We start from the raw sequence: 26435 nt of genomic DNA, 5'->3' as shown, positions 1-26435 counted from the left end.
TGTGGGCACTACGACATTGCCAGGCTCCAAATACAAGAAAGCCCGACTCGAAAGAGCCGGGCTTTTTTTACGTCTGCAGAAAAGTAAAAAATACATTCCTGATATTATTCGCACAGTCTCCACCACCTCCGTAGCGTGGGTTGAGTATCACGAAACCCGCGGATAAGGCTCGCCGCACATCTTTGTATGGTAAATATAGCGTTTTTACATATGCGTACCTTAGCCCGCACGACATTCTGCTGTGTAGCGCTCCGATTCCTAATACTAGAAAGCTGCATGAGAGATGAACGTTTTTTAGAAAAGTGAAATACCTGCCTTTAAATAATTCCGCTACTCCTCCGTAGCGTGGATTGAGGATCACGAAACTCGCGATTAAAGCACGCAATATAACTTAAAGTAATGAATTAATTTTACAAACAGTTCATAGGTCTTAGCTTATTATCAAGCGTAGCACCTTAAGTTTGGTATAAGGCAGTTTGACTATCTATATAGCTTTTGCTTTGATTTACGCTGCGTAAGCAGCTCGTAACTTAGGACTTAGCTAGCTATACAAGCAGGTTTAGGTTGTGAAAAGCTCGTTTGATATATTAAATAAGCTTTGTCATTAGCTTATAGTGTACTTAAATCGTTTCGTTTTAATGAGCCATCTAAAAAGGCCCAGGGCAAATAACAAAGCGCTGGCTACACCTGATAAAACCCATAGAATTCGTAATGGCTGATCGCAAATGCTGCCATTGTGAAGTGGATGCAACCAGTTTTTAAATTTACTGGCAATGCTCATCTTATCTATATTAAAAACACTTATGAGCTCTCCTGTGCTTGCATTTACTTGCACATAACTGTGGAAAGCGATAAGAGGGATCGTTTTTGGTTTTGAACCTAAACCGATATACCGCATTGTGATTTGACGGGGTTTCTACCCATGCTAGCCGTGTATTTGGCATGGCTTTTTGTGCTGTACTAAGAGCTGCTGATAAAGAAATACTGCGCTGGGGCTTTATTATTGCGCTGTTAGGTTTATCTATATTTCCAAGCAGGGCTGTTATTAAAGGATCGGTTTGCTTGGGTATTGCTAGCATTATGCCGGTTGCTGTTAATAAGATTAAAGGCAGAGCAAAAATTAAACCAAGCAACTTGTGCCAGTCATATAACAAGCCCAGTAAAGAGCTGCGCGCTTTAAACTTTATAGCCTTAGCCCATTGCCCTTTTTTAGGCCACCAAGCGCATAGGCCTGATATGAGGAGTATAAGGCTACCTATTCCTATATAGCCTATAACGATTGTACCAGCGCTACCTGCAAGTAACGAGAAGTGTACGTTATAAATCCAGGTAACAAAGTAGTTACCCCATACATCCTCACGTAATATAAGCCACCATCAGGGCTTAGCCAAACCATAAGTGGTGCAAAAGCGTGAACCACTGTTTCGTTTTGGTTGTAATATCTTGCGGGAATATAATGTTTATCTTTGGTGCTTTCTAAACGCCACGAGCCTTGTTTATCTGGGTAGTGAGTTTTTAGTGTTTGATATGCGGTATCCCAATTTATAGGCCTCGCTGTTTCTGTACTTAAGCTACTTATATTTTCATCTAGTTCGGGGTAATAAACGAGTATAGAACCTGTTAGAGCAATGAGTGCGAGTACACCCCCGATAGATAAGCCTAGGTATAAATGTACACGTCTTGCTATTTTTCGCCATGAACCATTAAAACGCATAAAAGGGTGACCATTAAAAATATGCAGTAAAGGGATGGCGCATTGTATCTTTGTTTACTAGAAATGAACTGCGACAAAATGTCGCAGCAATAAAATAATTAGCTTAGCAAACAAAAACGCCAGCTTTATAGGCTGGCGTTTAAATCAGGCTTGGTAATTAATTATGCTTTTGGGCCTGCATTTTTTATATCATCTGACACATCGTATTTAGCGAAGTTTTCAGTGAAGTCAGCGGCAAGTTTTGCTGCATATTCGTTATATTTTGCTTTATCTTCCCATGTATTAATTGGGTTAAGTAGCTTGCTATCCACACCAGGGACTTCCACTGGTACGTCTAGATTTAATACATCGATATGCTGAGTTTCTACATTGGCTAATTTACCAGATACGATTGCATCTATTACAGCGCGGGTTGTTGGAATATCAAAACGTTCACCAGTACCGTATGGGCCGCCTGTCCACCCTGTATTAACAAGGTAAACCTTTGCGCCAAATTCGCGTACACGCTTCATAAGCAGCTCAGCGTAAACACCTGCAGGGCGAGGGAAGAAAGGGGCGCCAAAACACGTTGAGAATGTAGATTCTATATCGCTAGTTGAGCCAATCTCTGTAGAGCCTACTTTAGCCGTGTAACCACTTAAAAAGTGAAAAGCAGCGGCTTCTTCGCTAAGTACAGAAACCGGCGGTAAAACACCGCTCACATCACAGGTTAAAAATACAACAGCTTTCGGCTCGCCAGCACGGTTTTCAACTTTGCGCTTTTCTACGTGCTCTAGCGGGTAAGCAGCACGGCTATTTTGCGTTAAGCTTGTATCGTTAAAGTCAGGTGTGCGTGTTTCATCAAGTACAACGTTTTCTAAAATTGTACCAAAGCGAATAGCATTCCAAATTACTGGCTCATTTTTTTGTGAGAGGTCGATACATTTTGCGTAACAGCCACCTTCGATATTAAATACGCTTCCTGGTGCCCAACCGTGTTCGTCGTCACCAATTAAAAAGCGTGTTGGGTCGGCCGATAAAGTTGTTTTACCAGTACCCGATAAACCAAAGAATAGTGCTGTATCACCCGCTTCTCCTACATTAGCAGAGCAGTGCATTGGTAATACACCTTTTGCTGGAAGAAGAAAGTTTTGAACGGAGAACATGGATTTTTTCATTTCACCGGCATAACGCATACCAGCAAGTAACACTTTGCGTTGAGCAAAGTTAATAATAACAGTGCCGTCGCTGTTGGTGCCATCACGTTGTGGGTCACAAACAAACGAAGGCACATTCATTACCTGCCATTGGGGTAAATCAGATGCATTATAGTTTTTAGGCTCAATAAACATGTTTTTAGCAAAAATATGGTGCCACGCTGTTTCTGTAGTAACAACTACAGGTAGATAGTGCTCAGGGTCTGCGCCAACTTCTAGGTGAGAGGTGAAGTGGTCATTACTTTGCACATGTGCTTCTACGCGAGCCCATAAAGCGTCAAATTTGTCAGCATCGAATGGGCGATTTACATTGCCCCATTGGATATCATCTTGCGTTGTTGCTTCTTTTACAATGAAGCGATCTTTAGGAGAGCGACCAGTGCGCTTGCCTGTAATTGCAACAAAGGCTCCATTTGCGGCTAGTGTCCCTTCGCCACGACGAATCGCATGCTCGACAAGTTCAGCTGCGGTTAAATCGACAAAACGTGTTGCGCTTGTAGTCATGTTTATACCTAACTATGTGTGAGAGTTTGAACGGGATAGCTCTGGGTTCTTAGTTCCCTTAAGCTGAAATTATAGTAACAGAAGGATTTGAGATATTCGAGCCTGTAAAGGCCCTAAAAACACATATATTTGCTAAAAAACATGAATAATTTCAATGATACCGGTGTCAGTAAATTAACAAAATTCATGACACCGGTATCATCATTTTATAATATAAAACCGCATATTTTGCGGCTTTATATTTGATTATGAGGTGGGGGGCTAATTAAAAATGTTTTTAATATCTTGCTCGTCAAAAACATATTCTTTTAGGCAATAATGGCAGCTAATGTTAACAGCGCCATTTTCAGCAACATCATCAAGTAATGCTTGTTGGCCTACATTAACTAAAGCAGTAATGGTTTTCTCTCTACTACAGCCACATTTAAATGTAATAGCTTGCGGGTCAAATACGCGCGGGTTATCTTCGTGATATAAGCGCGTTAATACGGTATTGGCATCAAGCTCTAATAGCTCTTCGCGTTTAATTGTATCGCTTAAGGCTTCTAAGTGAGTAAAGTCATTAATTGATTTTTGTTTATCAACAGGCAGTACTTGTAAAAACAACCCACAGGCTTTGGCTTTCCCTTCTGTTGTGTCGGTTGCAAACCAAAGGCGTGTTTTTAGCTGTTCTGATTGCTCAAAGTAGCTTTCAATACATTTACTTAATGTATCGTGCTCAAGAGGCACTATGCCTTGATAACGTTCGCCTTTGGTTGGAGTAATGGTAATAACCATATAACCTTTACCTACAAGCTCTTTTACCGTTGTGCCGCTAACCTCGCTTTGCATGCGCGCAATACCACGCATATTTTGTTTATCGTCGCCGTTAATAACAGCGTATTTAACAGGGCCATCGCCTTGTAGCTGAACGGCTATTTCACCCTCAAACTTTAAAGTGGCAGTTAATAAACACGTTGCAACGAGTAATTCACCTAATAATGCTTTAACTGGCTCAGGGTAATTGTGATTAGCTATCATCTCGTTGTAGGCGTGCTCAATTTGAACGAGTTCGCCACGAACATCGAGTTTGTCGAATAAATAACGGTGAAGTAAATCTTGTTGCATGAGCGGCTATACCTAACTTGATTTCATTTTTAAAAGTTCGCGTCGTTGCTTTTTATCGGGCTTTTTATCCGGATGTGGAGCAAAGAAGCTATTATTTTTGCGTGCGATGGCGTTTTCTTCGCGTTTTGCAATACTTGCATCAGTTTCTTGATACAAGGTCTGTGCAATGGGGGCGCTTTGGCGTTTTTCAAGCACTTTAAGTACCTTGATAAGCTTTTCATCAACGCCTTGGGCAAGTTTTATGGTTGCGCCAACCTCCACAATTTTACTCGCTTTAGTACGTTGCCCATTATAATGTACTTTGCCGCCTTGCACCATTTCGCGTGCAAGCGCACGGGTTTTATAAAAGCGCGCAGCCCATAACCATTTATCTAATCGAACTTTTGGCTCACTGTTGTGGTCTGAGTCGGCATTAGTATTATTTTTTTTACTCATTAGGCTTCTTCAATCGACTATTTATATATCGTAAAATTTATCATGAAATCATCGTAGGATGAAGGTATTACGGCGCATGCTGGTTTTTTAGTCAACATTACATTGTTATATTAATCTGTTTACAAAGTTTAATATTAGTGTGCTTGTTGAATGAAAAATGAAAGGGTACTATGGGTACGCGCTTATGCAGTAAATTAAAATAAGAACATTATTATGGAACAGCAAATTCAACAGCTTAAACAATTTTTAACACGGCTACCCCATGCTAAATTAAGCGCAGTAGTTACGCTGTTAGTCGTTGTTTATCTTGCTTATTTACTCTCAAAATTAGTTTGGCTGGTATGGCCACAACCGGTCTCTACACCGCTTACTCCATCTCACTATTCAGCCGCATCGAAGGCTTCTAGTACTACCTCAGTACAAAATATTATAGAGCAATTTTTATTTGGTAAAAAAACTGTAACAAATAAAACCAATACTGCGCAGCAAAACGAAGTAATTAATAATGCACCAGAAACACGCTTAAGTATTAATCTAACTGGTATTGTTGCTGTAAGTAACGACGACAAGGCAGGTATTGCTATTATTGAGTCACAGGGACGACAAGTTAGTTACTTAGTTGAAGAGGTTGTACAAGGGACCCGTGCAGAGGTTGCGCAAATACTTCCCGATCGCGTTATTTTAAGTGTAAACGGCCGATTTGAAACGCTAATGCTAGATGGTCTCGACTTTAGTAAAAAAGTGTCTATGCCTGTGCTTGCCGCTCGCGAAGCACAAGACATGGGGCCGCAAAAAATAGAACAAAGCGAGTTGCAAATTAGCGCAACCGCTGACCCAGATGTAAAAGAAGCAATAATAGAAACACGAGAAGAGCTACTAAGTGAACCTGGTAAGTTATTTGATTATATTCGTGTTTCACAAGCAATGAGCGATGGCGAGTTAATCGGCTATCGCTTAAGCCCAGGTAAAGAGCCTGCTCTATTTAAACAAATGGGCCTACAGAATAATGATTTAGCCGTGGCTATTAACGGCTACCAATTAACAGATTTACAACAGGCAATGGCAGCTATTAATGAGCTGCGTAATACCAGCGATGCCACAATTACGATAGAACGTGACGGTGAGCAAATCGATGTGCAATTTAGCCTGCAATAACTTAGCTTTGGAGTTTTAACATAATGGTTCAGGTGCTACACCTCAAAAAAATTAAAAAAGGGTTAGCTAAGTACGCAGCGCTTTTTTTAGCAGCCAGTATTTCGTTGTCGGTTTCAGCTGTTGAATATGCTGCAAACTTTAAAGGCACAGATATCAACGAGTTTATAAACATTGTTGGTAAAAACCTTAATAAAACAGTGATCATTGACCCAAATGTGCGCGGTAAAGTAAACGTACGTAGTTATGAGTTAATGGATGAAGCGCTGTACTACCAATTTTTCTTAAATGTACTCGAAGTGTATGGCTACTCAGCAGTAGAAATGGACAACGGTATTATCAAGATTGAAAAAAGCTCTGACGCTAAAAAATCAAATGTACCGCTAATTACAGAAAACAGCGCTGCATCGGGCGATATGATGATCACCCGTGTGGTACGCGTTAAAAATGTAAGTGTTCAAGAGCTTGGCCCATTGGTACGTCAATTTAGCGACCAAAAAGACGGTGGCCATGTAGCAAACTTTAATGCTGCCAATGTCATGATGCTTACTGGTCATGCAGCGTCGGTTAATCGCTTAGTAGAAATTATTCGCTCGGTGGATCAAGCCGGTGATAAGCGTGTAGATATTGTTAAGCTTAAATATGCAACAGCAGATGATGTAGTGTCGGTTGTTGAAAATATTTACAAAGACAGCGGTAAAGGCAGCGTTCCTGAATTTTTGATCCCTAAGGTGGTTGCCGATGGCCGTACTAACAGCGTAATAGTAAGTGGTGAAGGGCAAGCCCGTACCCGTGCTATAGAACTAATTAAGCGCCTAGATGGCGAACTTGAAAGCCAAGGTAATACCAAAGTATTTTACTTAAATTACGCCAAAGCAGAGGATTTAGTAAAAGTACTGCAGGGCGTAAGTAAAACGCTTGCAGAAGATGGCCAAGGCACAAGTAAAACTCGCACAAACAATAAAAACGATGCCAGTATTGAAGCCCACCCTGACTCAAACTCATTAGTTATAACAGCGCAGCCCGATACCATGCGCTCATTAGAGACCGTGATTGATAGACTCGATATTCGCCGTGCGCAAGTACTTGTAGAAGCGATTATTGTTGAAGTAATGGAATCGGACGGCGTTAACTTAGGTACGCAATGGATTTCAGAAGATGGCGGTATGTTGCAGTTTAATAATGGCTCAACTGTGCCTGTAGGCTCATTAGCGGTTGCAGGTATTCAAGCGCAAGACACCACAACCACACAAACAATAATAGGCACAGAATCAGGTAACGTAACCAGCTACGATGAAACAACTGAGGGTGATTATTCGGCACTTGCCTCGCTACTAAGTGGTGTTAATGGCTTAGCGTTTGGTTTAGTTAAAAACGACTGGGGTGCAATTATTCAGGCCGTTTCAACTGACACTAACTCAAACATACTGGCTACACCTTCCATTACCACCATGGATAACGAAGAAGCGTCGATGATAGTGGGTCAAGAAGTGCCCATTATTACTGGTTCGCAAACAGGCAGTAATAACGATAATCCATTTCAAACCATTGAACGCCAAGAAGTGGGTGTAAAACTAAAAGTAACCCCACAAATTAACGATGGCTCAGCAGTACAATTATTAATTGAACAAGAAGTATCGAGTGTAAGTGGTGCAACCGCTGTTGATATTTCTGTTAATAAGCGCGCTATTACCACAACCGTTATGGCTGATGATGGCGGTATGGTTGTGTTAGGCGGCCTAATTGATGAAGACGTACAAGAGAGTGTATCTAAGGTACCAATTTTAGGTGATATTCCAATTTTAGGTCACTTATTTAAGTCAACTAATACGACCAAACGTAAGCGTAATCTTATTGTATTTATTCGCCCAACTATTATTCGCGATGGCGTTAATATGAATAAGTTAAGCTTTAATAAGTATAACTTTATCCGTGGCGAGCAAATGAAAGAGAAAGAAGATGGCATAGAGCTTATGCCAAATTCAGATGTTCCTTTACTTCCATCTTGGGATGATGAGCTTATTCTGCCACCAACTTATGAAGAGCACTTAAAAGCATTGAGCTCTAAAGAACGTGCAGAGCGTGAAGATGACTAGCGCAATAGAACAAATAAACGAAGACGTGGTTCATCGTAGTGATGAAACACGCTCTGAGGAGTTACTTACAAGTAACGATTTAGTTGAGTTGCCTCCAAAGCGTTTACCTTTTTCGTATGCGCGCAGAGCGGGTGTACTGCTTAGTAAAAATAATGAACAGCAAGTTGTGTATTACCGCGGCGAGCTAGATGTTGAAGTATTGCTAGAAGTGCGTCGCATTGCAGGTAAAGGCTTTACCCTCGAGCAATTAGCTGACGATAAATTTGAGTTACTATTAGAGGCTGCGTATCAGCGCGACAGCTCTGAAACACAACAAATGATGGAAGATATTGGTAATGAGGTCGATTTATTCTCCCTTGCCGATGAGCTCCCACAAACCGAAGATTTATTAGCTGGCGATGATGATGCGCCTATCATCAAACTAATCAACGCCATGTTAAGCGAAGCAATTAAGGAAGGTGCATCCGATATACATATCGAAACCTTTGAGCAAGAGCTTGTGATTCGCTTTAGGGTTGATGGCGTATTAAAAGAAGTGCTTAAACCTAATCGTAAGCTTGCCTCGTTATTAGTATCGCGTATTAAGGTAATGGCGAAACTAGATATAGCAGAAAAACGTATTCCGCAAGATGGTCGTATTAGCCTTCGTATTGCAGGGCGTGCAGTAGATGTACGTGTATCTACCATGCCATCTAGCTTTGGTGAGCGTGTAGTACTGCGTTTACTTGATAAAAACAATGCCCGCTTAAACCTTGAAGATTTAGGTATGACGCCGCAAAACCGAGAGTTGTTTGCTGATTTAATTAGTAAACCACACGGTATTATTTTGGTTACTGGCCCAACGGGCTCTGGTAAAAGTACCACCTTGTACGCCGGTATGAGCCAAATAAACTCTCGCGATCGTAATATTTTAACGGTAGAAGACCCAATAGAGTACGAAATTCCGGGGATTGGCCAAACGCAAGTAAATACCAAAGTAGATATGACCTTTGCCCGCGGGCTTCGTGCAATATTACGTCAAGATCCCGATGTAGTAATGGTCGGTGAAATACGTGACCTTGAAACCGCGCAAATTGGCGTGCAAGCATCGCTTACAGGTCACTTAGTTATGTCTACGCTACACACCAATACCGCCTCGGGCGCAATTACCCGTATGGAAGACATGGGTGTAGAACCATTCTTGCTGTCATCGTCATTGTTAGGCGTGCTGTCGCAGCGCTTAGTACGTACTTTATGTAATAGCTGTAAAGAAGGTCACACTGCTGATGAACGTGAGTGTGAGCTGCTAGGAGTACCTTTTGATAGCGCACCTACAATTTACCGCGCAGTAGGCTGTGAAGAGTGTAACTTTAATGGTTACCGCGGCCGTACTGGTATTCATGAATTACTCGTGGTTGATGAAGAAATACGCGAAATGATCCACAGCGGTAAAGGCGAGCAAAGTGTTGAAAAATACATTCGCCAAAAAAGCCCAAGCATACGCCAAGATGGCTGTAGCCGCGTACTGGCAGGCAAAACAACCCTTGAAGAAATTCTACGCGTTACCCGTGAGGAAGCCTAACCATGGCGGCGTTTGAATACCGTGCCCTTGATGGTCGAGGGAAAGAGCAAAAAGGCATTTTAGAAGCCGATACAGCTAAGCAAATTCGCCAAGCGCTGCGCGAAAAAAAACTTACGCCGCTTGAAGTTGTCCCTGCAGCAGAAGGGGAAAAACAAGTTAGTGGCGCAAAGACGCCGTTATTAAGTCGTTTTTTTAAACCCAGCGTATCAACCTCCGATTTAGCCCTTATTACACGCCAGCTTGCGACGCTCATTCAATCGGCATTGCCAGTTGAAGGGGCTGTCATGGCGGTGGCAGAGCAATGTGAAAAGCCTCGCTTAAAACGTATGCTGATGTCGGTACGTTCAAAGGTAGTAGAGGGTTATACACTGGCCGATGGCATGAGTGAATTTCCACATGTATTTGACGATTTATACCGAGCAATGGTAGCCGCAGGTGAAAAATCAGGGCACCTTGACCAAGTATTAAATCGCCTTGCCGATTACACCGAACAGCGCCAACATATGCGCAGCCAAATTACTCAAGCCATGGTTTACCCCACCATTTTGGTTATTTTTGCTATTGGTATTGTTTCGGTTTTACTCGGTACCGTTGTGCCTAAAATTTTAAAAACCTTCGAAAAAACTAAGCAAGTACTGCCTTGGACGACCGAATGGGTTATGGCAGGTAGCCACTTTGTACAAAATTATTGGTTTATAAGTTTGTTAGTCATTACTGCGCTGGCAGTAGGCATTAAACATGCACTTAAACAACCTAAAATTCGCTTTTGGTGGGACGACCGCGTACTGCACATGCCTGGTTTTGGTAAAGTAGCGCGGGGTATTAATACCGCGCGTTTTGCACGTACGCTCAGTATTTTATCGTCAAGCTCAGTGCCACTACTTGAAGGAATGCGCATATCGGGTGGCGTATTAGCGAATAAAAAAATGAAAAAATCGGTGGCAGATGCTGCCGATAGAGTCAGTGAAGGTGCAAGCCTAAGAGCGGCTTTACAGCAAACTAAGTTGTTTCCGCCGATGATGCTGCACATGATCGCCAGCGGTGAAAAATCAGGTGAGCTAGAACAAATGTTAGAGCGCGCGGCTAATAACCAAGACCGTGAGTTTGAAAGCATGGTAAACGTATCATTAAAATTATTAGAGCCAGCAATGATTGCCTCAATGGCGGTGATTGTTTTGTTTATAGTAATGGCTATTTTACAGCCAATAATGGCAATGAATAAAGCGGTAGGACTTTAAGCTTTAAGGGGTTAGCTAAGTTAGTATTTACTTAGATGACGCCAAATTAAATTATGTTTTTGGAAAATGAGGTATTTACGTGAATAAACAATCAGGTTTTTCTTTACTCGAAGTAATGGTGGTATTGGTTATTATCGGGATGATTATGTCAATTGTGGCGCCTAATATTATGGGCCAACAAGAAGAAGCTGCTATCGATAAAGCACATCTAGATATTCAACAGCTTGAAGATGCAATGAGCTTATACAAGCTTAAAAATAAAAGCTACCCAAGCACAGAGCAAGGCCTAGAAGCATTGGTCAATAAAACCAGCATTGAGCCAATTCCTAAGCGTTTCCCTGATGGTGGTTTTGTAAATGAATTACCAGAAGATCCATGGGGCAACCCGTACCAGCTAATTAGCCCAGGTGAAATTGGCAAGTTTGATATTTTTTCAATGGGACCTGATGGCGAAGCCGGTACCGATGATGATATTGGCAACTGGAACGAAGACGAGCAATAAATGCGACTTAACCAAGCAGTATGGTTAAATACGATTGCACGAGGCTTACTATGCAAGTAAGCCTTAATCGTATGCGCGCCCACCACCGTGGGTTTAGCTTAATAGAAATTTTAGTGGTACTTACTATTATCGCATTTGCGACCAAAATGGTGGTATACAGCTTAGAAGGCGGTGCAGAAGATGAGCTTGATACACAAGCGCTTAGGCTGCATACCACCATTAACATGGCCTCTGAATTTGCTATTTTAAATCAAATAGAACTTGGCTTAATGGTTGAGGAAAACACCCTTGAGTTTTTAGTATTTGATGGCGAAAAATGGATTACCTTTGACCGCGAAGACCTTTACAAGCCCATTGAGCTGGATGAACGGTTAAAACTGACGCTCAATTTAGAAGATTTAGCCTGGTCACAAGAGAACTTACTTGAGCAAGCAAATTGGCGTGAACTAATGAGCGGCGGCGATGACGATAGCTTATTAGAGCTTGAAAAACTAAAAATACCGCAAGTCCTTATTTTATCATCTGGCGAGGTCAGCGCCTTTCAGCTTATTGTTGAATTAAAAGAGCAAAGTGAGCCTGTGTATTACATTGAAGGGGAATTTACAGCCCCTGTTAATTTGCGAAAAGAGCCATAATAATGAGGCTAAATAAAGGCTTTACCTTACTCGAAGTGCTTGTGGCGTTAAGTATTTGTGCTATGGCTGGGATTGCCGCTATGCAAGCAACCGGCGAGCATATAAATCATTTAACAACACTTGAAGAGCAAACGTATGCATCGTGGGTGGCAGAAAATGTGCTTGTGGTGCAGCGTAGTAAAGGTAAAGACTGGCAGGCTAAAAATGGCGCGCGCGGCAGCGAAGTAATGGCGGGCGTTGAGTGGTTTTGGAAGCAAGAAATAGCAAAAACTGCAGACAAAAGCTTTGTAAAAGTGACCATAAATGTTTTTAGCGACGAAAAATACGAGCAATCGGTGTACGAGCTTTCAACTTATTTAAATAAAGGCAGCTAATAAGTGAAGCAGCGCGGATTTACATTAATCGAAGTATTAGTTGCTATGGCTATTTTAGCGGTGGTGATTATGGCTACTCACCAAATTTTAGACTCAACCACCAAAGCAAAAGAAGCGTCTGATGAAAAAATAGCGGAGCTTAATGGTCTACAAACCGCATTTAGGTTAATGGACCAAGACTTTAGCCAAATGACTCAGCGCACTGTACGTAACGAAGCCGGTGATGCGCAAGAGCAATACTTACTAGCAGGGCGTTATATATTAGAAAGCCAATACGATGGTATTGCGTTTGTACGCGATGGCTGGGTAAACCCAATTAATTTGCTGCCTCGTTCTGAGTTACAAGCCGTAGGGTATAGAGTGCTTGATGACAATTTAGAGCGTGTATACAGAGTGTATGTAGATCAGCTTGATAATATGGAGCCGCGGGTCCAAGTTGTTTTAAAAGGTATTGAAGAGCTTAAATTTGAATTTTTAGATGCCAACAACGAATGGCAAGAGCAATGGCAAATAAAAGCCTTACCTAAAGCGGTTGCGGTTACTTTACAACAAATTGAGGCAGAGCCTATTCGTCGTGTTTTTTTAGTACCCGGGCAGGGCAAAAACAGCGGGGAGAGTAATTAATGAATAAGCGTGAATCACGCGGTGCCGCATTAGTTATTGTGCTGTTTATTGTTGCACTGGCCGCGATATTAGCCGTAGAAATGAGTGCTAATTTAATGGTGCAGGTTCAAAAAAGTACTAACCTGCAAGGGCACCAACAAGCAAAGTGGTATGCCTACGGCGGTGAAGAGCTGGCAATAAAGGCACTAAAATTAAGTAAAGACGATGATCCTGACAAAACCTCGTTAGATCAGGTTTGGGCCACACAAGGCGACACCCAATACCCTGTAGATAACGGTACTCTAAGCGGTAAAATTACTGACTTACAGGCGTGTTTAAATTTAAATGCATTAGGGGAAGCGCCAGACCCAAACTCTACCAGCAAAACCAACCCTGCTCATAAAGCACTCTTTGCATTATTAGAAAACATTGAAGATTTACCTGCCGAGGAAAGCGAAGAAGCAATGGCAGACAGTGTATTTGACTGGCTTGATGAAAACAGCATTACCTATCGTTCAGGCGCTGAAGAAGATGAGTATTTATCGCGTGATTACCCTTATATGAGCGCAAATAGTTTATTTGCATCACCTTCTGAGCTGCGTTTGGTAAAAGGTTTTAATCCGCTAGTAATGGAAAAGGTATTACCTTTTGTGTGTGTTATTCCGGGGTCTCCCTTATTATCGATTAACGTCAATACGTTACTTCCCGAACAGGCACTTATTTTAAGTGCCATGATTGACGAATTATCGTTATCGGGCGCAGAGGCCGTTATAGCAGCTCGCCCTGAAACCGGATTTGATAGCGTTGATGAATTTTTTTCCGAGGTACAGCAGCAAGGCGGTACAAATTTAGATTCGGTTAAAGAGCTATTTAGTATTAACAGCGAATATTTTAAATTACAAACGCAGGCGACATTTGTCGATTTGCGTTTTTCGATGACCACATTACTTCATGCCAAAAATGGCGAAGTAACGATACTGGCGCGAAAATTTGGAGGCGTACAGTGACAGAAATACTGCTGATCCGCACGGGTCAAACAGAGCAAGATAAATTAAATTGGTTAATTTATTCACCACAAGAACAAGAAATAATTGCCAGTGGGGAATTAACCGATGCAAGCCGTTTAAGTGAGCTAAGTGAAAAAGCGCAAACCCGCGAGGTAGTGGTATTACTGCCTAGCGATCAGGTGCAGCTGAAAACAGTGGCGTTGCCGACTAAATGGAATCGCAAGTTAGAGCAAGCGTTGCCATACATGCTTGAAGAAGATATTGCGTGCGATATAGACGAGCTATTTGTCGCAATTGGCGAGCCCACTATGATTAATGAGCAGCATGCAATTAAAGTTGCCTTAACAGACCGCGAGTGGTTTGAGGCTTGGCTTGCTTTATTTTCAGAGCATAACTTGGCGGTATACACCATTTTACCTGATGCCCTGCTACTGCCTACAGCCGACGATGATACATTAACCGCCATAGAGCTTAATAATCAGTGGTTATTTAAAAGAGGCGATTGGCATATTAGTGCTGTTGAAAATAGCTGGCTAAGGGATTACTTAAGTGCACTTGGCGAGCCGAGCGTAAAGCACTATAGCCCGGCTAATCAGTTTCCTGAAAGTATTAACCTAATTTCGCAAGCAAGCGACTACGATTTACCATTGGCCTTATTTGCTAAACAACTTACCAGCGTTAAATTTAATTTACGCCAAGGTATGTACCAGCTTAAAAAGAAAAGTGCACTGTGGTGGGGTTATTGGAAGGGCGCAGCCATTATTACCGGTGTTGCTTTATTTGCTACCATTGCCATAAAGCTGGTTGAACTAAATCAACTCAACTCGCGTGTTGAGCTTGCTAAAGCCCAGGTAGTGGATAGATACCAAAAAGCATTCCCCGGAACTAAAGTACGTCCTAACTTAATTAAAAGCCAAATCAGAGGCGCGCTTAAAACCATTAATGGCGAAAGTGAAGCCGGGTTTTTAGATCTGACCAGCCAATTGGTTGGCGTGTTTTCGCAAGTAAACGAATTTACGCCAGAAACCCTACGTTACGATAAACGCCGTAATGAGCTGCGAATACGCGCACGCGCAAAAGACTTTCAAACGTTTGGTAAAGTAAAAAGTATACTTGAGCAACAAGGGTTAACGGTTGAGCAAGGGTCGTTAAATAACGATGGCGATTTTGTAGTAGGCGAAATTAAACTGCGAGGTGCAGTATGAAAAAGCAAATAATGCAATACTGGCGCTCTTTAAAAGAGCAAGAGCAGCAATTGATTATGGTTGCTGGTGGTATATTTGTTGTTTTTGTTTTAGTAATGGGAATTTTTAGACCTTTAAATAACGCCATAGATAAAGCTAAAAAGTCGTACGTCACTCAGCAAGAGCTGCTCGTATGGGTTGATGAAAGCATAGTAAAGTTAAAAGCGGCGGGCAACACGCAGGCAATTAGCAATCAAAATATTAGCCAAGTGGTTAATTCAACGCGTAGTCGCTACCGTATTACTATTAGTAAAATGCAGCCTAACGATAACTCGTTACGTTTAACGCTTGATTCGGTAGAGTTTAATCAATTAATAGAATGGTTAGACGAACTGGTTAATCAGCATGGCTTAAGAGTAGAGAACCTTGATTTAAGCAAAGATGATAAATCAGGGTTTGTACGTGTAAGCCGCTTAGTACTAGAGAAGTAATTAATGAAAAAAATAATAATATTATCAGTGGTATTTTTTATTAGTTTTATTGTGTTTTGCATAATGAAATTACCAGCGGCCATTGCGTTAGATCTAGCTAAGCCGTACTTACCAAAGCAGCTTGAAATAGGGCAAACCGTAGGGAGTGTATGGCAAGGTCAAATGATGCAAGTGCGCTATCAAGACGAGCAGCTAAATAATGTACGCTGGGATATTGCTGGCTGGCAGTTATTTACGGGTAATTTAAATGCTAACTTAAAATTTGGTAATCCGCGTGAGCGTAGCGATATTTCGGGCTATGCTGATGTGAATTACGGATTATTTAATAATGTGGTTAAAGTTACCGATGGTATAATTCGCTCGACCGTAGAGCGTGCCATGCAACGTATTGCACTACCTATACCAGCTACGGCTAAAGGCCGAGTCATTTTAGAGCTTAACGAGTACACCTCAGGTGTGCCTTATTGTGAGTCATTAAAAGGCGAGATTGCTAGCCCAAATATAGATGTTAAAGGCTTTAATGGCTGGTTTAATATAGGGCCACTGAGTGGCATGCTAAGCTGTAAGTCGGGCGATATAGCTATTTTGGTCGACCCAGATAACACGTTAGGCCTTGAAGCCGACGCAACACTTAAAGCTAACTTTGACTTTAAAGTAGCAGGCTATGTTAAACCTGATGCCAGCTTACCAAAAGATGTACACGACGCGGTTAAGTTTTTAGGCCGCCCCGATGCACAGGGCCGCTACCCACTAAATTTTTAATGTAATAAAAGAGATTTAATGCAATTACCACAGTTTAACGAACAACACGCACAGCAATTAAGTGCATTTTTAAGTACTCAACCTCAGGCTATGTCATTAACACAAAGCCAAGGCTATCTATTTGGGGTTATTTGTTCGCCAAGCCCATTAGAAGTTCACCAGTGGTTAGCGCATATTGTGCCTAATACGGCTAACGATTTAGACGAAGAAATACTGTTTTTATTTATGGCGTTGTACCATCAAATTAGTGAGCAAGTATTTGAAACCGGTTATAAGTTACCCGCCAATTTTGACCTAGACTATACCCAAGCGTGGAGTGAAGGTTTTTTACGTGCTACTCAAGAATACGCACAACCTCTATTAACAGCTCCCGCTTTAGAGCCTGAGTACAAAGAAGCACTAGAGAGTGCGCTAAGTACGCTTAGCTTTTTTGCTGTTGATGAGCAAACAAGAGTGCAAATTGCGCAGCAAAATAGTATGACACTCGAAGCTTTATATCAGTATCAGTACGAATCAATGGGCGACTTTGCTTTAGGCTTTGCCGAGCTTATTGAGGTGGTAGCCATAAACAGTGGGCTGATTACAGATGAAGGGTGGGAAGAATAGCCTTTAGGTATATTTAACGGCGCTTAGGATAATTAAGCGCCAAGTTCTAAAATAATATCAGTGCAGCCTTTTTTACACTTAACAACGCCTTTACCCGGCTCGCTGGTGGCTAAATCGAGTGTTAACACCTCGCCGCACTGCTCACAATGCAAGGTTTTTCCTTGCGATAGTTTTTTAAGTATTGTGCGCTGTTTATGAAAAGAGTCACTCGCTTTTTTGTTTAACTGCGAAAAATCCACTACTTAGCTCTCTTTTGTTCTAATGCATCCGATACAATTTTACACACTGTATTTAAACGCTCTTCGTAAAAATATAAATTTAAGTCGCGCTCGCGGCAATAACGTAAATGAAATAACTGCACTGAATCATCAGTGGTAAAGGTTTTTTCAATATATTCGTGCTCAGACTCAGAGAGCTTTAACGTACTGCTAATACGGTTTTTAGCCATATTGGCTGCTGGACTACGGTTTATTTTGCTCGCATCACTTAAAAAACCCACACCTTCACCTAATAGCTTTTCGCGGGGCTCTTTAACTAATGGGTGATCAATAGTAAAAAACGCAAGGATCAGAATGACCAATATAATAAACTTTTTCATGAATGCGTAAACCTTGATCTTAATGGGGTAAATTTAGCAAGCAGTGTAATAAACTGCATTTTAAAAGCAAGTAACTGAGATGAATAAATTATTAGCAATCTATACCTGTAATTTTAGCCAGTATTGTTATAATAGCCAACAGCAGTTAGATATTTCTGAAATATCTGAAAGTATTCAAACAGCTGATTATTTAAACTAATCACACTTACCATTAACGAACTACAGTTACAGTATAGAATACGCACATATTGCTACGTTTTTATTTCCAAGCGGCGTTGAGGAACTTCGATGGACAAGCAAATTAAAGTAAAGAATATACCTGCAGAGGTTAAAATCCAACAACCGGATTTAAGCCGTCAAGACGACAGGTTTAACCCACGTAACCGAATTTATGTTCGCGCAGTAAAAGGGCTTCATCAGTTACTTAGACAGCGTATAGGCTTTTTGGGCATGCTTGCCTTTATGCTCTTGCCTTGGATAAATTTTAATGGCCAGCAAGCTGTGTTATTTGATTTAGTAGGCCAAAAGTACAATATTTTTGGGCTAACGCTGTGGCCGCAAGATTTCACTATATTAGCCTTCATATTTATGTTGGCCGCGTTTGCACTCTTTTTGGTTACTACCTTTTATGGCCGAGTATGGTGTGGCTATACCTGTCCGCAAACTGTATGGACCTTTATATTTATTTGGTTTGAAGAAAAGTTTGAAGGCACAGCGAATCAGCGTAAAAAGCTAGATCAACGCCCGATGGACTTTGATAAGTTTTGGCGAAAAACAGCAAAGCACACCAGTTGGGTTTTATTTGCCTTATATACGGCGATTTCGTTTGTCGGATACTTTACGCCTATCCGTGAATTACTCCCTGACTTTGTTACCTTTAATGTAGGTGGTTACGCGCTGGTAAGTATTATTTTCTTTGCAGCGTGTACTTACGCTAACGCAGGGTGGATGCGTGAAATTATGTGTTTACACATTTGCCCCTATTCACGTTTTCAATCAGCTATGTTTGATAAAGACACTTACACCGTAACGTACGATGAAAAACGCGGCGAAAGCCGAGGCCCACGTTCGCGTAAAATTGCCCACGAAGATTTAGAGATGGGCGATTGTATAGACTGTAACTTGTGTGTACAGGTGTGCCCTACAGGGATAGATATTCGTAATGGTTTGCAAGCCGAGTGTATAAACTGTGGTGCATGTATTGATGCCTGCGATGGTGTAATGGATAAAATGGATTACCCGCGGGGTCTTATTTCATATACTACTGAGCGTAATCTCGAAACACCTGAAAATAAAACCAACCCACTGCGAGCTAAAATCATAGGTTACACGGTCATACTGGTGGTGCTTACCAGTGCGCTGGTGGCTAACATTGCATTTAGAAAGCCTATGGACTTTGACATAATACGAGACCGTAACCAACTGTATCGTGTTGACTTTAATGGCTTGGTAGAAAACACCTATACATTAAAAGTAATCAACAAGGCGCAGTACGAGCAAACCTTTAATATTGATGTTCAAGGCCTTGAAAACTTTAAGTACATTGGCAAGCAAACATTTACAGTGCAAGCAGGGCAATCGCATAATGTGCCACTGTCACTTGTAATGGACCCGTATGATTTAAAAGTGCCAATGACGGAGTTTAACTTTGTACTTTCACCGGTTAATGACCCCGATGAAAGCATATCGCAACCGAGTAACTTTTTTAAAGCGCGATAAACACACTAACAAAAGCGGGGTAACCCGCTTTTTACATTAAGAAGCCCATGAGTAAATTTAGTTTTGAAGATTTAACGCCCGACTTAATTCTCGATGCGATAGAAAGCGTTGGTATATATGCAGAGTCAGGTTTATTAGCACTTAATAGCTACGAAAACAGAGTCTACCAATTTAAGGCGGAAGATGGCCTGCGCTACGTTGTTAAGTTTTACCGACCAGAGCGCTGGAGCAAAGCGCAAATACAAGAAGAGCACGACTTTGCATTTGAATTAGCTGAGGCCGAAGTACCCGTTGTTGCACCCATTAAGCACAACGGAGAAAGCTTATTTGAGCACCAAGGTTATGTATTTGTGTTATTTCCAAGTGTAGGCGGGCGACAATTTGAAGTTGATAACCTGGATCAGCTTGATGTAATGGGTCGTTTAATTGGCCGTATGCATCAGGTGGCTAAAAGCAAACCATTTGAGCACAGACCTACCTTTAGCTGCGAAGAATATTTGCATACAGCTAAAGTTCATCTGCAAAAAAGTAATTTGGTACCTATGGGGATCAGCACGGCTTTTTACACCATATTGGACTTGGTTATTGAACAAGCGCAAGCACAGTATAAAAATGTGCAAGGGATCCGCTTACATGGTGATTGCCACGCAGGTAACATTTTGTGGGCAGGCGAAGCACTTATGTTTGTTGATTTAGATGACGCTCGTCAGGGGCCGGCCATTCAAGATTTATGGATGATGCTCAGTGGCGATCGTCAAACACAGCTGTTACAGTTAGACACCCTTGTAAATGCGTATGAAGAGTTTAGTGATTTTGACCACACTCAACTCAAATTAATTGAACCGCTTCGTGCAATGCGTATTATTCACTATATGGGTTGGGTAGCTAAACGATGGAGTGATCCTGCGTTCGTACGGAACTTTTCATGGTTTGCTGAAGACAAATACTGGGAGCAACAAATTTTAGCGCTTAAAGAGCAGTTTGCAGCACTGCAAGAAGCTCCGCTGAAGTTATTGCCATAAAATTTTATTTAAAAAGTACACGAGATACCAATGCTTAAAAAATTGAAACTGAGCCTACTACTTTTATGTTTACCATTTGCAGCCCTTGCTGCACAGTTTGAAGCCGATAACCAGTATACTGTTATTGATGTAGAAAAAAGCGCAGAGCCGCAAGTAACCGAATTTTTCTCGTTTTACTGTCCGCATTGTTTTAAATTTGAGCCTGTTGCAAAGGCAATTGAAAAAAGCCTACCTGAGGGCACTGAATTTATAAAAAATCACGTTAACTTTTTAGGCGGTGTATCACCACAGGCGCAAAGCAACTTAAGCTACGCCTACTTAATCGGTAAAAAGCACGGTCAAGCACAAAGTATCAGCGACCAAATTTTTAAAAGTATTCATGTACAGCGCGCACCTTTAACGCAAATGAAAGACGTTAAAAAGTTGCTTGAAGTTAATGGTATCGATAGTGCAACGTTTGATCAAGACATTGCCAGCATGCCAATTATTTCAGCTGAGCGTGCAATGCAAGATAAGCAAAACAAATATTCAAAACTAGGTGCGCTAACCGGTGTGCCTACCTTTATCGTAAACGATAAATATAAAATAAACATTAACACCATTAATAACCAGCAAGAACTGAATGAGTTAGTTGCTTTTTTACTAACACTTTAATCTCGGAGAACAATAACAATGATCAAATTAGTTAAAGCAGGTTTACTTGCATTACTACTGCCTATGGCTGCGAGCAGTGTAGCCGCCACTTATGAAGAAGGCGTACATTACGATGTAGTGGCTGAGCGCGCGACTAAAAAGCCAGAAGTAAAAGAGTTTTTCTCATTTTATTGCCCTGCTTGTAATAACATGGAAGCGTTAATTGGTGAATTTAAGCCAAAGCTAGACAAAGACGTTAAATTTAAAAAGAGCCATGTTGATTTTGTCGGTGTTCGCGATCCAGAAAACCAACAAATGATGAGCCAAGCGCTAGCAACCGCGGAAGTACTTCCGCAAAAAGATAAAATTGTTGCGGCTATTTTTAATCACATTCACACTAAGCGCGCTAAATTTAACGAGCTTGCAGATGTAAAAGATGTATTTGTAGCGCAAGGTGTTGATGGCGATAAGTTTGATAAACTATACAAAAGCTTCTCGGTACGTACATTAAGCTCTAAAATGAAGCGTGACCAAAATTACTTTAAAGAAAAAGGCGCGCTACGTGGCGTACCAACCTTTATCGTAAATGGTAAATACAAATTAAACCTAGGCCGTGAATCTGGTATTACCGCGCCAGAAGATATTAGTAAATTAATTAACTATTTAGCGAACAAGTAAGGTTTGCTAAAACAAAAAAAGCTCCGTAAGGAGCTTTTTTTGTTTATAGGGATATAGCAATGGAAAAAGTATTAATATCGAGTTGTTTATTTGGCTTACCTGTTCGATACGATGGTAAAAGCCAAGCATTATCGCACCCGCAAATTAATGTATGGCGTAAAGAAAATAGGTTAGTTATGTTTTGTCCTGAGGTGGCTGGTGGATTGCCAACACCTAGAGCATCAGCAGAGATAAAACAAGGCAGAGTAGTAACGAGCACTTATGAGGATGTAACTAAAGAATTTAAATCAGGTGCAGCTAAAGCCCTAGACTTATGTAATGAGCATGCAATTCGTTTTGCTTTACTTAAAGAGTCGAGCCCTTCGTGTGGTAGAAATACAATTTACGATGGTAGCCATAGTGGGGTAAAAGTACAGGGCATGGGTATGACTGCTAAATTGCTGATGGAGCATCAAATTGAAGTGTTTAGTGAAAATCAAATACCAGCACTTATAAAGGTGCTGGCATTATAATATTAACTCACTATTTTCTTTGTAAGAAAACACCCGATTCTATGTGATGCGTATAAGGGAACTGATCAAATATCGCAAAGCGCTTAACATTATGAGTACGGGTTAAATGATCTAAATCGCGCTCAAGCGTTTCTGGGTTGCACGATATATAAATAATGTTCTCGTAGTTGGCCACTAAGTCACAGGTAAGGGTATCCATACCTGCGCGTGGAGGGTCGACTAAAATAGTTTGGCAATCGTAGCTTTTTAAATCTATCCCCTCTAAACGCGAAAAGGTACGTTCGCCATTCATTGCCTGGGTAAACTCTTCACTCGACATACGAATTATATCTAAGTTATCTACCTTATTTTTAGCAATGTTGTATTGCGCTGAATGCACAGAAGACTTAGATATTTCAGTAGCCAATACGCGATTAAACGAACCCGCCAATGCAATAGAGAAATTACCATTACCACAGTAAAGTTCCAGCAGGTCATTACTCAGTGGTTTACATAAGTCTTGTGCCCACTCCAGCATTTTTATATTCACTTTAGCATTAGGTTGCGTAAAGCTATTTTCTACTTGTTGATAAATAAGCTCCTGGCCGTTTACGGTTAAACACTCAGTAACAAAATCATTGCCTAGTACTTCTTTTTGTTTGCGAGCACGACCGATAAAGTCAATGTTGTATTTGCTGCTCAGTTTTTCTTTCAGGGCTTTTATTTCAGTTAGCCACTGCTCATCGAGTGGTTTGTGATAAAGCAAGCTTACTAAAATCTCGCCACTTAATGACGATAAATAATCGATTTGAAACAGCTTACGACGTAATACTTCACACGACTTTAAATTATCAATCATCACCTGCATAACTTCACCAACTAATGGCGCGGCAGGGTCAAAGGTGTCGACGCGAATTTTTTCTTTCGTGGCCTGATCAAACATAATATGAAATAGATCATCCCCATCGTGCCATACTCTAAATTCAGCACGTTGGCGGTAGTTAATTGGCTCTGAGCTAAACACCTCTAACGCTTGCACACCAAATCGCTTAAATTGCGACGTAATACGCTGCTCTTTTTCATTTAGCTGCGTATCGTACTGTGTGGTATCTATTTTAATCACTGCCATTAATGCTACTACCTTATCTATGAGATCTATTTATCGGCGCTATTGTAGGGAGCGAGCAGTATTTGTCTAGTTTTGCTGATAATAAAGTTGCTGTTTTTTTAAACATGCACTTTAGTTTTGTCACTATTAGCCGATAATAAGCTAAGTACGTAACGGAGGTGGATCATGAAAATCGGTAATTATGGCTATACGCCAAACAACAACGTAAACAAATTCAATAATAAAGAGGCGCTACAGCAGCCAACAATCCAATCTCCGCAAGAAAGTTCATTACAGCGAGGCAGAGAACTTGCTGCAAAAGTGCTTGGCGACAAAATGGCAGAGCAACTAGGTTTACCTGTTGAGCAAAAACAAGCCGATAAACCTTTATTCGATTTTGATGAAATAGTAAAAAATGTACTCGACTTTGTATCTGGTGCAGTTAATAAAGCCAAAGCCAATGGTGCCGATGACGATAAATTAAAAAATATGTTAGATGATGCGCGCACAGGTGTTCAAACCGGAATAGACGAAGCGGTTGATGAGCTAAAAGGCACCGGTGTATTTAACGAAGAAATGCAAGAGGGCATCGACAAGTCAAAAGAAGGCATTTTTGAGGGGCTTGATGAGTTTGAGCAAACCCTATTTAACCCACAAGCGGCCAGTGTTAGCGTAAGCCAAGCACAATATGTAAGTATGAGTAGCAATGCCGAGTATAAGTTTACAACGGCTGAAGGTGATGAAGTCAGTATTAGCTTTGCTGATGCATATGAGTCTCAAACAGCGAGCGGGTATCAACAAAGCAATAACAGCGAATCGTTTGCCAGCTCATCGTCGCAATCTCGAGAGCTGTCTTTTTCAATGTCAGTTAATGGTGATTTAAACGAACAAGAGCAAGATGCTATTAATGCCATGATGGAAGAGCTACAAGGTGTAAGTAAAACATTCTTTAGTGGTGATTTGGATGAAGCATTTGAGAAAGCACAAGAGCTGAGCTTAGGCAGTGAGCAACTCGTTGCATTTTCAATGGATCTTCGCCAAACAAAAACAGTCGCTACCGTTAAAAGTTATGAGCAATATCAGCCAAACCCAACAAAAGAGGTAGCCGATGCGATCGCACCTTTTAATGACGATCTAAAAAATGCATTTGATAAAGCATCGCAACTAGGCCTACAAGATCAGCTTGCCGGTATTATAGAGTGGCTAAACCAAGATCAAGCAGCAGTCGATCAGCTAGTTGATTACACCCAAGCAATGTTTGAAAACCTAAACCAATTAAATTCAGCGGGCGATGCACTCGACGCGCTAAAGTCTGAGCAAAGCTAAACTGCTTTCTTTTATAAATACCTCATGGCAAACTGCCGTTCTTAATAAACAGTAGGAACCAAAGTTTGTCAGCCCACATAATGGTATTTGATTCAGGTATAGGTGGCACCACCGTGCTTGAACATATTCAAAAGCGTATTCCAGATGCACGGTACAGTTACTTTATGGATAATGCGTTACTCCCTTATGGCGCGCAAACCCAGCAAACTATTATAGGGCGTTTGTGCTCACTCATATATTTTATTGAGCACAACGCGCTTAATGTCGACCTTATTGTTATAGCCTGCAATACAGCCTCTACATCAGCCTTAAGTGAAGTACGCAAAATTACATCAATACCTATTGTCGGCGTAGTGCCAGCAATAAAGCCTGCTGCTGAAGTAACTCGCACAAAGCACATCGGCTTATTGGCAACCCCCGCCACAGTTGCAAGCCCCTATACTCATACATTAATAAAAGAGCATGCCAGCAACATAACAGTGAGCTTATATAACAGTGTTGAGCTGGTGGCATTGGCAGAGCAGTTATTTTTCACTCAGCAGCTAGATACACTCAAACTGCACAAAGAGCTTACGCGTTTGCGCATTAACTCAGATATAGATGTACTTGTACTAGGCTGCACACATTTCCCAATTCTTAGCGATGCTATACAAGCGTACTTTAATAACGCAGTGCAATTACTCGATTCAGGCGCGGCCATTGCTAGCAGAGTAAACTACCTACTAGAGCAGCATAACTTTGGAAATAAATTTACAGACAAAAAAAAGCCGCTGCAATATTATGCAACGGCTGATGTTTTGAGTAATAAGCTAGCTATAAAGCACGTTACACTGATTGATCCGTCTCAGTACGTAAAGAGCTAGAATCATCTTCTTGTTTTTGTTTTGCCTCACGTACTTTTAGAGTACGTTGTTGGAACTCACTATCGTTTAACTTAGCAATTGCATTGTCTGCATCTGCCTGTGCCATTTCAACAAAACCAAAGCCACGACGTTTGCCAGTATTTTTATCCTTTAATAGGCGCACGTTGAAAACTTTACCTTGTTCTTCAAACAAAGCGCGAACAACACCTTCATTTGCACGATAAGGAAGATTACCAACATAAAGTGTTTTTGTTTTAACTTCAGCTTCTTCACCACCTTCCGATGATATTGCAGCAATAGCAATCCCACCAATTAATAAACCAGCACCAAATAGCAATGCTGGGCTTAAAGCTAAGCTGCCTAAAGCAAACTCAACAATAACAAAACCAACTACAGCAAGAATAACAGAGAAGATAAAAGATTTTTGATCGGGTAATTTCATTTTAGATCTACCAATAAACAGGAAATAAACATTAATTTAACATTGTGAACTTGCTATCTTAACGTCTTAAACGAACATAGCAATGAAATTTATATTAAATAATAAAAATCAGTATAAAAAAGCATCATCTTAGCCAGTGATTTAGCTAGTTTTACGCTGTTTTGCTCTATTTTTGTTCGAACAGTAAAAAGATCTAAAAAAAGGGTTGATCTGTTTTCGGATCTCCCTATAATGCGACCCCACTGAGACGGGGAACGCCAACGCATAGCGAGGCAGGAGCTGCTCACAGAGTTAAGTAAAACTTCGGTTTTAAATCTTCTAAAAAGAAAGTTTAAAATTAAGTGTTGACTCGAAAAATAAAGGATGTATTATACGCATCCCTAGCGAC

Annotated in this window: 30 protein-coding genes; 20 read left to right on the top strand and 10 right to left on the bottom strand. The window is 41.1% G+C overall.

All coding sequences use genetic code 11. The annotated features are described in order from the left end of the window. Positions 1 to 604 precede the first annotated feature (604 nt). The 6 genes from NQT65_RS20275 to hslR all read right to left on the bottom strand — a co-directional run bounded on the left by NQT65_RS20275 (position 605) and on the right by hslR (position 4956). Positions 605 to 781 (bottom strand): PepSY domain-containing protein, encoded by a 177-nt coding sequence (locus tag NQT65_RS20275; protein WP_338128542.1) that lies wholly within the window; start codon positions 779 to 781, stop codon positions 605 to 607. A 10-nt stretch (positions 782 to 791) separates the two neighbouring features. Then, a complete protein-coding gene (locus NQT65_RS20000) occupies positions 792 to 1325 on the bottom strand; it encodes a PepSY-associated TM helix domain-containing protein (protein WP_256851916.1) in 534 nt (177 codons plus the stop codon). After that, entirely contained in the window at positions 1271 to 1714 is a 444-nt protein-coding gene (locus NQT65_RS19995) for a PepSY domain-containing protein (protein ID WP_256851914.1), read from the bottom strand. Before NQT65_RS19995 ends, NQT65_RS20000 begins: the two co-directional genes overlap by 55 nt. 161 nt (positions 1715 to 1875) lie before the next feature. Then, a complete protein-coding gene (locus NQT65_RS19990; RefSeq protein WP_004588454.1) occupies positions 1876 to 3414 on the bottom strand; it encodes a phosphoenolpyruvate carboxykinase in 1539 nt (512 codons plus the stop codon). 261 nt (positions 3415 to 3675) lie between these two features. Next, positions 3676 to 4521 carry an Hsp33 family molecular chaperone HslO gene (gene hslO, locus NQT65_RS19985; RefSeq protein ID WP_024032560.1) on the bottom strand — a complete coding sequence of 282 codons (846 nt, stop codon included), beginning with the start codon at positions 4519 to 4521 and terminating at the stop codon, positions 3676 to 3678. 12 nt (positions 4522 to 4533) lie between these two features. Continuing rightward, positions 4534 to 4956 (bottom strand): ribosome-associated heat shock protein Hsp15, encoded by a 423-nt coding sequence (hslR, locus tag NQT65_RS19980; protein ID WP_024032559.1) that lies wholly within the window; start codon positions 4954 to 4956, stop codon positions 4534 to 4536. Positions 4957 to 5169: 213 nt separating this feature from the next. Between hslR and gspC the strand changes: the two genes are divergently transcribed. The 13 genes from gspC (at position 5170) to NQT65_RS19915 (ending at position 17167) form a co-directional block, all read left to right on the top strand. Further along, on the top strand, positions 5170 to 6111 hold the full coding sequence (gspC, locus tag NQT65_RS19975; RefSeq protein WP_138686162.1) for a type II secretion system protein GspC: 942 nt from the start codon (positions 5170 to 5172) through the stop codon (positions 6109 to 6111). Positions 6112 to 6134: 23 nt separating this feature from the next. Then, positions 6135 to 8204 (top strand): type II secretion system secretin GspD, encoded by a 2070-nt coding sequence (gene gspD, locus NQT65_RS19970; RefSeq protein ID WP_024032557.1) that lies wholly within the window; start codon positions 6135 to 6137, stop codon positions 8202 to 8204. After that, positions 8197 to 9765 carry a type II secretion system ATPase GspE gene (gspE, locus tag NQT65_RS19965; protein WP_004588449.1) on the top strand — a complete coding sequence of 523 codons (1569 nt, stop codon included), beginning with the start codon at positions 8197 to 8199 and terminating at the stop codon, positions 9763 to 9765. Before gspD ends, gspE begins: the two co-directional genes overlap by 8 nt. Before the next feature lie 2 nt (positions 9766 to 9767). Then, positions 9768 to 11003 carry a type II secretion system inner membrane protein GspF gene (gspF, locus tag NQT65_RS19960; RefSeq protein WP_004588448.1) on the top strand — a complete coding sequence of 412 codons (1236 nt, stop codon included), beginning with the start codon at positions 9768 to 9770 and terminating at the stop codon, positions 11001 to 11003. 79 nt (positions 11004 to 11082) lie between these two features. After that, positions 11083 to 11505: a type II secretion system major pseudopilin GspG gene (gene gspG, locus NQT65_RS19955; protein ID WP_004588447.1), complete on the top strand. Its 423-nt coding sequence runs from the start codon at positions 11083 to 11085 to the stop codon at positions 11503 to 11505. Positions 11506 to 11555: 50 nt separating this feature from the next. Next, entirely contained in the window at positions 11556 to 12140 is a 585-nt protein-coding gene (gene gspH / locus NQT65_RS19950; RefSeq protein ID WP_004588446.1) for a type II secretion system minor pseudopilin GspH, read from the top strand. Positions 12141 to 12142: 2 nt separating this feature from the next. Continuing rightward, positions 12143 to 12514, top strand: a complete 372-nt coding sequence (gene gspI / locus NQT65_RS19945; protein WP_024032554.1) for a type II secretion system minor pseudopilin GspI — start codon at positions 12143 to 12145, stop codon at positions 12512 to 12514. Positions 12515 to 12517: 3 nt separating this feature from the next. After that, positions 12518 to 13138 (top strand): type II secretion system minor pseudopilin GspJ, encoded by a 621-nt coding sequence (gene gspJ, locus NQT65_RS19940; RefSeq protein WP_004588444.1) that lies wholly within the window; start codon positions 12518 to 12520, stop codon positions 13136 to 13138. Beyond that, positions 13138 to 14124, top strand: coding sequence for a type II secretion system minor pseudopilin GspK (gene gspK, locus NQT65_RS19935; protein WP_024032552.1), 987 nt, complete (start codon positions 13138 to 13140; stop codon positions 14122 to 14124). The genes gspJ and gspK overlap by 1 nt, the downstream gene beginning before the upstream one ends. Then, the gene (gspL, locus tag NQT65_RS19930; protein ID WP_256851913.1) at positions 14121 to 15329 is read left to right on the top strand and encodes a type II secretion system protein GspL; all 1209 of its coding nucleotides are present in this window, start codon (positions 14121 to 14123) and stop codon (positions 15327 to 15329) included. The genes gspK and gspL overlap by 4 nt, the downstream gene beginning before the upstream one ends. Next, positions 15326 to 15799: a type II secretion system protein M gene (gspM, locus tag NQT65_RS19925; protein WP_024032550.1), complete on the top strand. Its 474-nt coding sequence runs from the start codon at positions 15326 to 15328 to the stop codon at positions 15797 to 15799. Before gspL ends, gspM begins: the two co-directional genes overlap by 4 nt. 3 nt (positions 15800 to 15802) lie before the next feature. Then, positions 15803 to 16561, top strand: coding sequence for a type II secretion system protein N (locus NQT65_RS19920; RefSeq protein WP_064387295.1), 759 nt, complete (start codon positions 15803 to 15805; stop codon positions 16559 to 16561). Between the two features lie 18 nt (positions 16562 to 16579). Next, positions 16580 to 17167, top strand: coding sequence for a UPF0149 family protein (locus tag NQT65_RS19915; RefSeq protein ID WP_256851912.1), 588 nt, complete (start codon positions 16580 to 16582; stop codon positions 17165 to 17167). Between the two features lie 32 nt (positions 17168 to 17199). On the opposite strand, the gene NQT65_RS19910 is transcribed toward NQT65_RS19915, so the two are convergent. After that, entirely contained in the window at positions 17200 to 17406 is a 207-nt protein-coding gene (locus tag NQT65_RS19910) for a hypothetical protein (protein ID WP_004588438.1), read from the bottom strand. Next, on the bottom strand, positions 17406 to 17765 hold the full coding sequence (locus tag NQT65_RS19905; protein WP_256846726.1) for a hypothetical protein: 360 nt from the start codon (positions 17763 to 17765) through the stop codon (positions 17406 to 17408). Before NQT65_RS19905 ends, NQT65_RS19910 begins: the two co-directional genes overlap by 1 nt. Positions 17766 to 18053: 288 nt before the next feature. Here NQT65_RS19905 and ccoG point away from each other — a divergent pair, with 288 nt between their 5' ends. The 5 genes from ccoG to NQT65_RS19880 are packed head-to-tail and all read left to right on the top strand — an operon-like array spanning position 18054 to position 22329. Then, on the top strand, positions 18054 to 19484 hold the full coding sequence (gene ccoG, locus NQT65_RS19900) for a cytochrome c oxidase accessory protein CcoG (RefSeq protein ID WP_256851911.1): 1431 nt from the start codon (positions 18054 to 18056) through the stop codon (positions 19482 to 19484). A gap of 47 nt (positions 19485 to 19531) precedes the next feature. Next, on the top strand, positions 19532 to 20506 hold the full coding sequence (locus NQT65_RS19895) for a serine/threonine protein kinase (protein WP_256851910.1): 975 nt from the start codon (positions 19532 to 19534) through the stop codon (positions 20504 to 20506). A 30-nt stretch (positions 20507 to 20536) separates the two neighbouring features. Next, on the top strand, positions 20537 to 21160 hold the full coding sequence (locus tag NQT65_RS19890) for a thiol:disulfide interchange protein DsbA/DsbL (RefSeq protein WP_024032543.1): 624 nt from the start codon (positions 20537 to 20539) through the stop codon (positions 21158 to 21160). 18 nt (positions 21161 to 21178) lie between these two features. Continuing rightward, positions 21179 to 21817 (top strand): thiol:disulfide interchange protein DsbA/DsbL, encoded by a 639-nt coding sequence (locus NQT65_RS19885; RefSeq protein WP_004588433.1) that lies wholly within the window; start codon positions 21179 to 21181, stop codon positions 21815 to 21817. A gap of 59 nt (positions 21818 to 21876) precedes the next feature. Then, complete coding sequence (locus NQT65_RS19880) at positions 21877 to 22329, top strand: 2-thiouracil desulfurase family protein (RefSeq protein ID WP_256851909.1); 453 nt, start codon at positions 21877 to 21879, stop codon at positions 22327 to 22329. Between the two features lie 10 nt (positions 22330 to 22339). On the opposite strand, the gene trmA is transcribed toward NQT65_RS19880, so the two are convergent. Next, positions 22340 to 23437, bottom strand: a complete 1098-nt coding sequence (trmA, locus tag NQT65_RS19875) for a tRNA (uridine(54)-C5)-methyltransferase TrmA (protein ID WP_004588432.1) — start codon at positions 23435 to 23437, stop codon at positions 22340 to 22342. A 165-nt stretch (positions 23438 to 23602) separates the two neighbouring features. On the opposite strand from trmA, the gene NQT65_RS19870 reads away from it, so the two are divergent. Both NQT65_RS19870 and murI read left to right on the top strand, forming a co-directional pair. Then, a complete protein-coding gene (locus NQT65_RS19870) occupies positions 23603 to 24742 on the top strand; it encodes a DUF5610 domain-containing protein (protein WP_029773305.1) in 1140 nt (379 codons plus the stop codon). A 65-nt stretch (positions 24743 to 24807) separates the two neighbouring features. Further along, positions 24808 to 25605: a glutamate racemase gene (gene murI / locus NQT65_RS19865; protein WP_256851908.1), complete on the top strand. Its 798-nt coding sequence runs from the start codon at positions 24808 to 24810 to the stop codon at positions 25603 to 25605. On the opposite strand, the gene NQT65_RS19860 is transcribed toward murI, so the two are convergent. Then, complete coding sequence (locus NQT65_RS19860; protein ID WP_004588429.1) at positions 25568 to 26047, bottom strand: RNA recognition motif domain-containing protein; 480 nt, start codon at positions 26045 to 26047, stop codon at positions 25568 to 25570. The genes murI and NQT65_RS19860 overlap by 38 nt on opposite strands. Positions 26048 to 26435 lie beyond the last annotated feature (388 nt).

This window comes from Pseudoalteromonas agarivorans (assembly GCF_024518735.1).
GTDB lineage: Bacteria > Pseudomonadota > Gammaproteobacteria > Enterobacterales > Alteromonadaceae > Pseudoalteromonas > Pseudoalteromonas atlantica.
The sequence above is the reverse complement of the archived record's forward strand: the minus strand, read 5'-3'. Positions and strand labels throughout refer to the sequence as shown.

Bases quoted from the DNA above. Each gene is read 5' to 3' on its own strand.
- NQT65_RS20275 (WP_338128542.1), bottom strand. From the start codon at position 781: ATGAGCATTGCCAGTAAATTTAAAAACTGGTTGCATCCACTTCACAAT.
- NQT65_RS19995 (WP_256851914.1), bottom strand. From the start codon at position 1,714: ATGCGTTTTAATGGTTCATGGCGAAAAATAGCAAGACGTGTACATTTA.
- NQT65_RS19990 (WP_004588454.1), bottom strand. From the start codon at position 3,414: ATGACTACAAGCGCAACACGTTTTGTCGATTTAACCGCAGCTGAACTT.
- hslO (WP_024032560.1), bottom strand. From the start codon at position 4,521: ATGCAACAAGATTTACTTCACCGTTATTTATTCGACAAACTCGATGTT.
- hslR (WP_024032559.1), bottom strand. From the start codon at position 4,956: ATGAGTAAAAAAAATAATACTAATGCCGACTCAGACCACAACAGTGAG.
- gspC (WP_138686162.1), top strand. From the start codon at position 5,170: ATGGAACAGCAAATTCAACAGCTTAAACAATTTTTAACACGGCTACCC.
- gspD (WP_024032557.1), top strand. From the start codon at position 6,135: ATGGTTCAGGTGCTACACCTCAAAAAAATTAAAAAAGGGTTAGCTAAG.
- gspE (WP_004588449.1), top strand. From the start codon at position 8,197: ATGACTAGCGCAATAGAACAAATAAACGAAGACGTGGTTCATCGTAGT.
- gspF (WP_004588448.1), top strand. From the start codon at position 9,768: ATGGCGGCGTTTGAATACCGTGCCCTTGATGGTCGAGGGAAAGAGCAA.
- gspH (WP_004588446.1), top strand. From the start codon at position 11,556: ATGCAAGTAAGCCTTAATCGTATGCGCGCCCACCACCGTGGGTTTAGC.
- gspI (WP_024032554.1), top strand. From the start codon at position 12,143: ATGAGGCTAAATAAAGGCTTTACCTTACTCGAAGTGCTTGTGGCGTTA.
- gspK (WP_024032552.1), top strand. From the start codon at position 13,138: ATGAATAAGCGTGAATCACGCGGTGCCGCATTAGTTATTGTGCTGTTT.
- gspM (WP_024032550.1), top strand. From the start codon at position 15,326: ATGAAAAAGCAAATAATGCAATACTGGCGCTCTTTAAAAGAGCAAGAG.
- NQT65_RS19920 (WP_064387295.1), top strand. From the start codon at position 15,803: ATGAAAAAAATAATAATATTATCAGTGGTATTTTTTATTAGTTTTATT.
- NQT65_RS19915 (WP_256851912.1), top strand. From the start codon at position 16,580: ATGCAATTACCACAGTTTAACGAACAACACGCACAGCAATTAAGTGCA.
- NQT65_RS19905 (WP_256846726.1), bottom strand. From the start codon at position 17,765: ATGAAAAAGTTTATTATATTGGTCATTCTGATCCTTGCGTTTTTTACT.
- ccoG (WP_256851911.1), top strand. From the start codon at position 18,054: ATGGACAAGCAAATTAAAGTAAAGAATATACCTGCAGAGGTTAAAATC.
- NQT65_RS19895 (WP_256851910.1), top strand. From the start codon at position 19,532: ATGAGTAAATTTAGTTTTGAAGATTTAACGCCCGACTTAATTCTCGAT.
- NQT65_RS19890 (WP_024032543.1), top strand. From the start codon at position 20,537: ATGCTTAAAAAATTGAAACTGAGCCTACTACTTTTATGTTTACCATTT.
- NQT65_RS19885 (WP_004588433.1), top strand. From the start codon at position 21,179: ATGATCAAATTAGTTAAAGCAGGTTTACTTGCATTACTACTGCCTATG.
- NQT65_RS19880 (WP_256851909.1), top strand. From the start codon at position 21,877: ATGGAAAAAGTATTAATATCGAGTTGTTTATTTGGCTTACCTGTTCGA.
- trmA (WP_004588432.1), bottom strand. From the start codon at position 23,437: ATGGCAGTGATTAAAATAGATACCACACAGTACGATACGCAGCTAAAT.
- NQT65_RS19870 (WP_029773305.1), top strand. From the start codon at position 23,603: ATGAAAATCGGTAATTATGGCTATACGCCAAACAACAACGTAAACAAA.
- NQT65_RS19860 (WP_004588429.1), bottom strand. From the start codon at position 26,047: ATGAAATTACCCGATCAAAAATCTTTTATCTTCTCTGTTATTCTTGCT.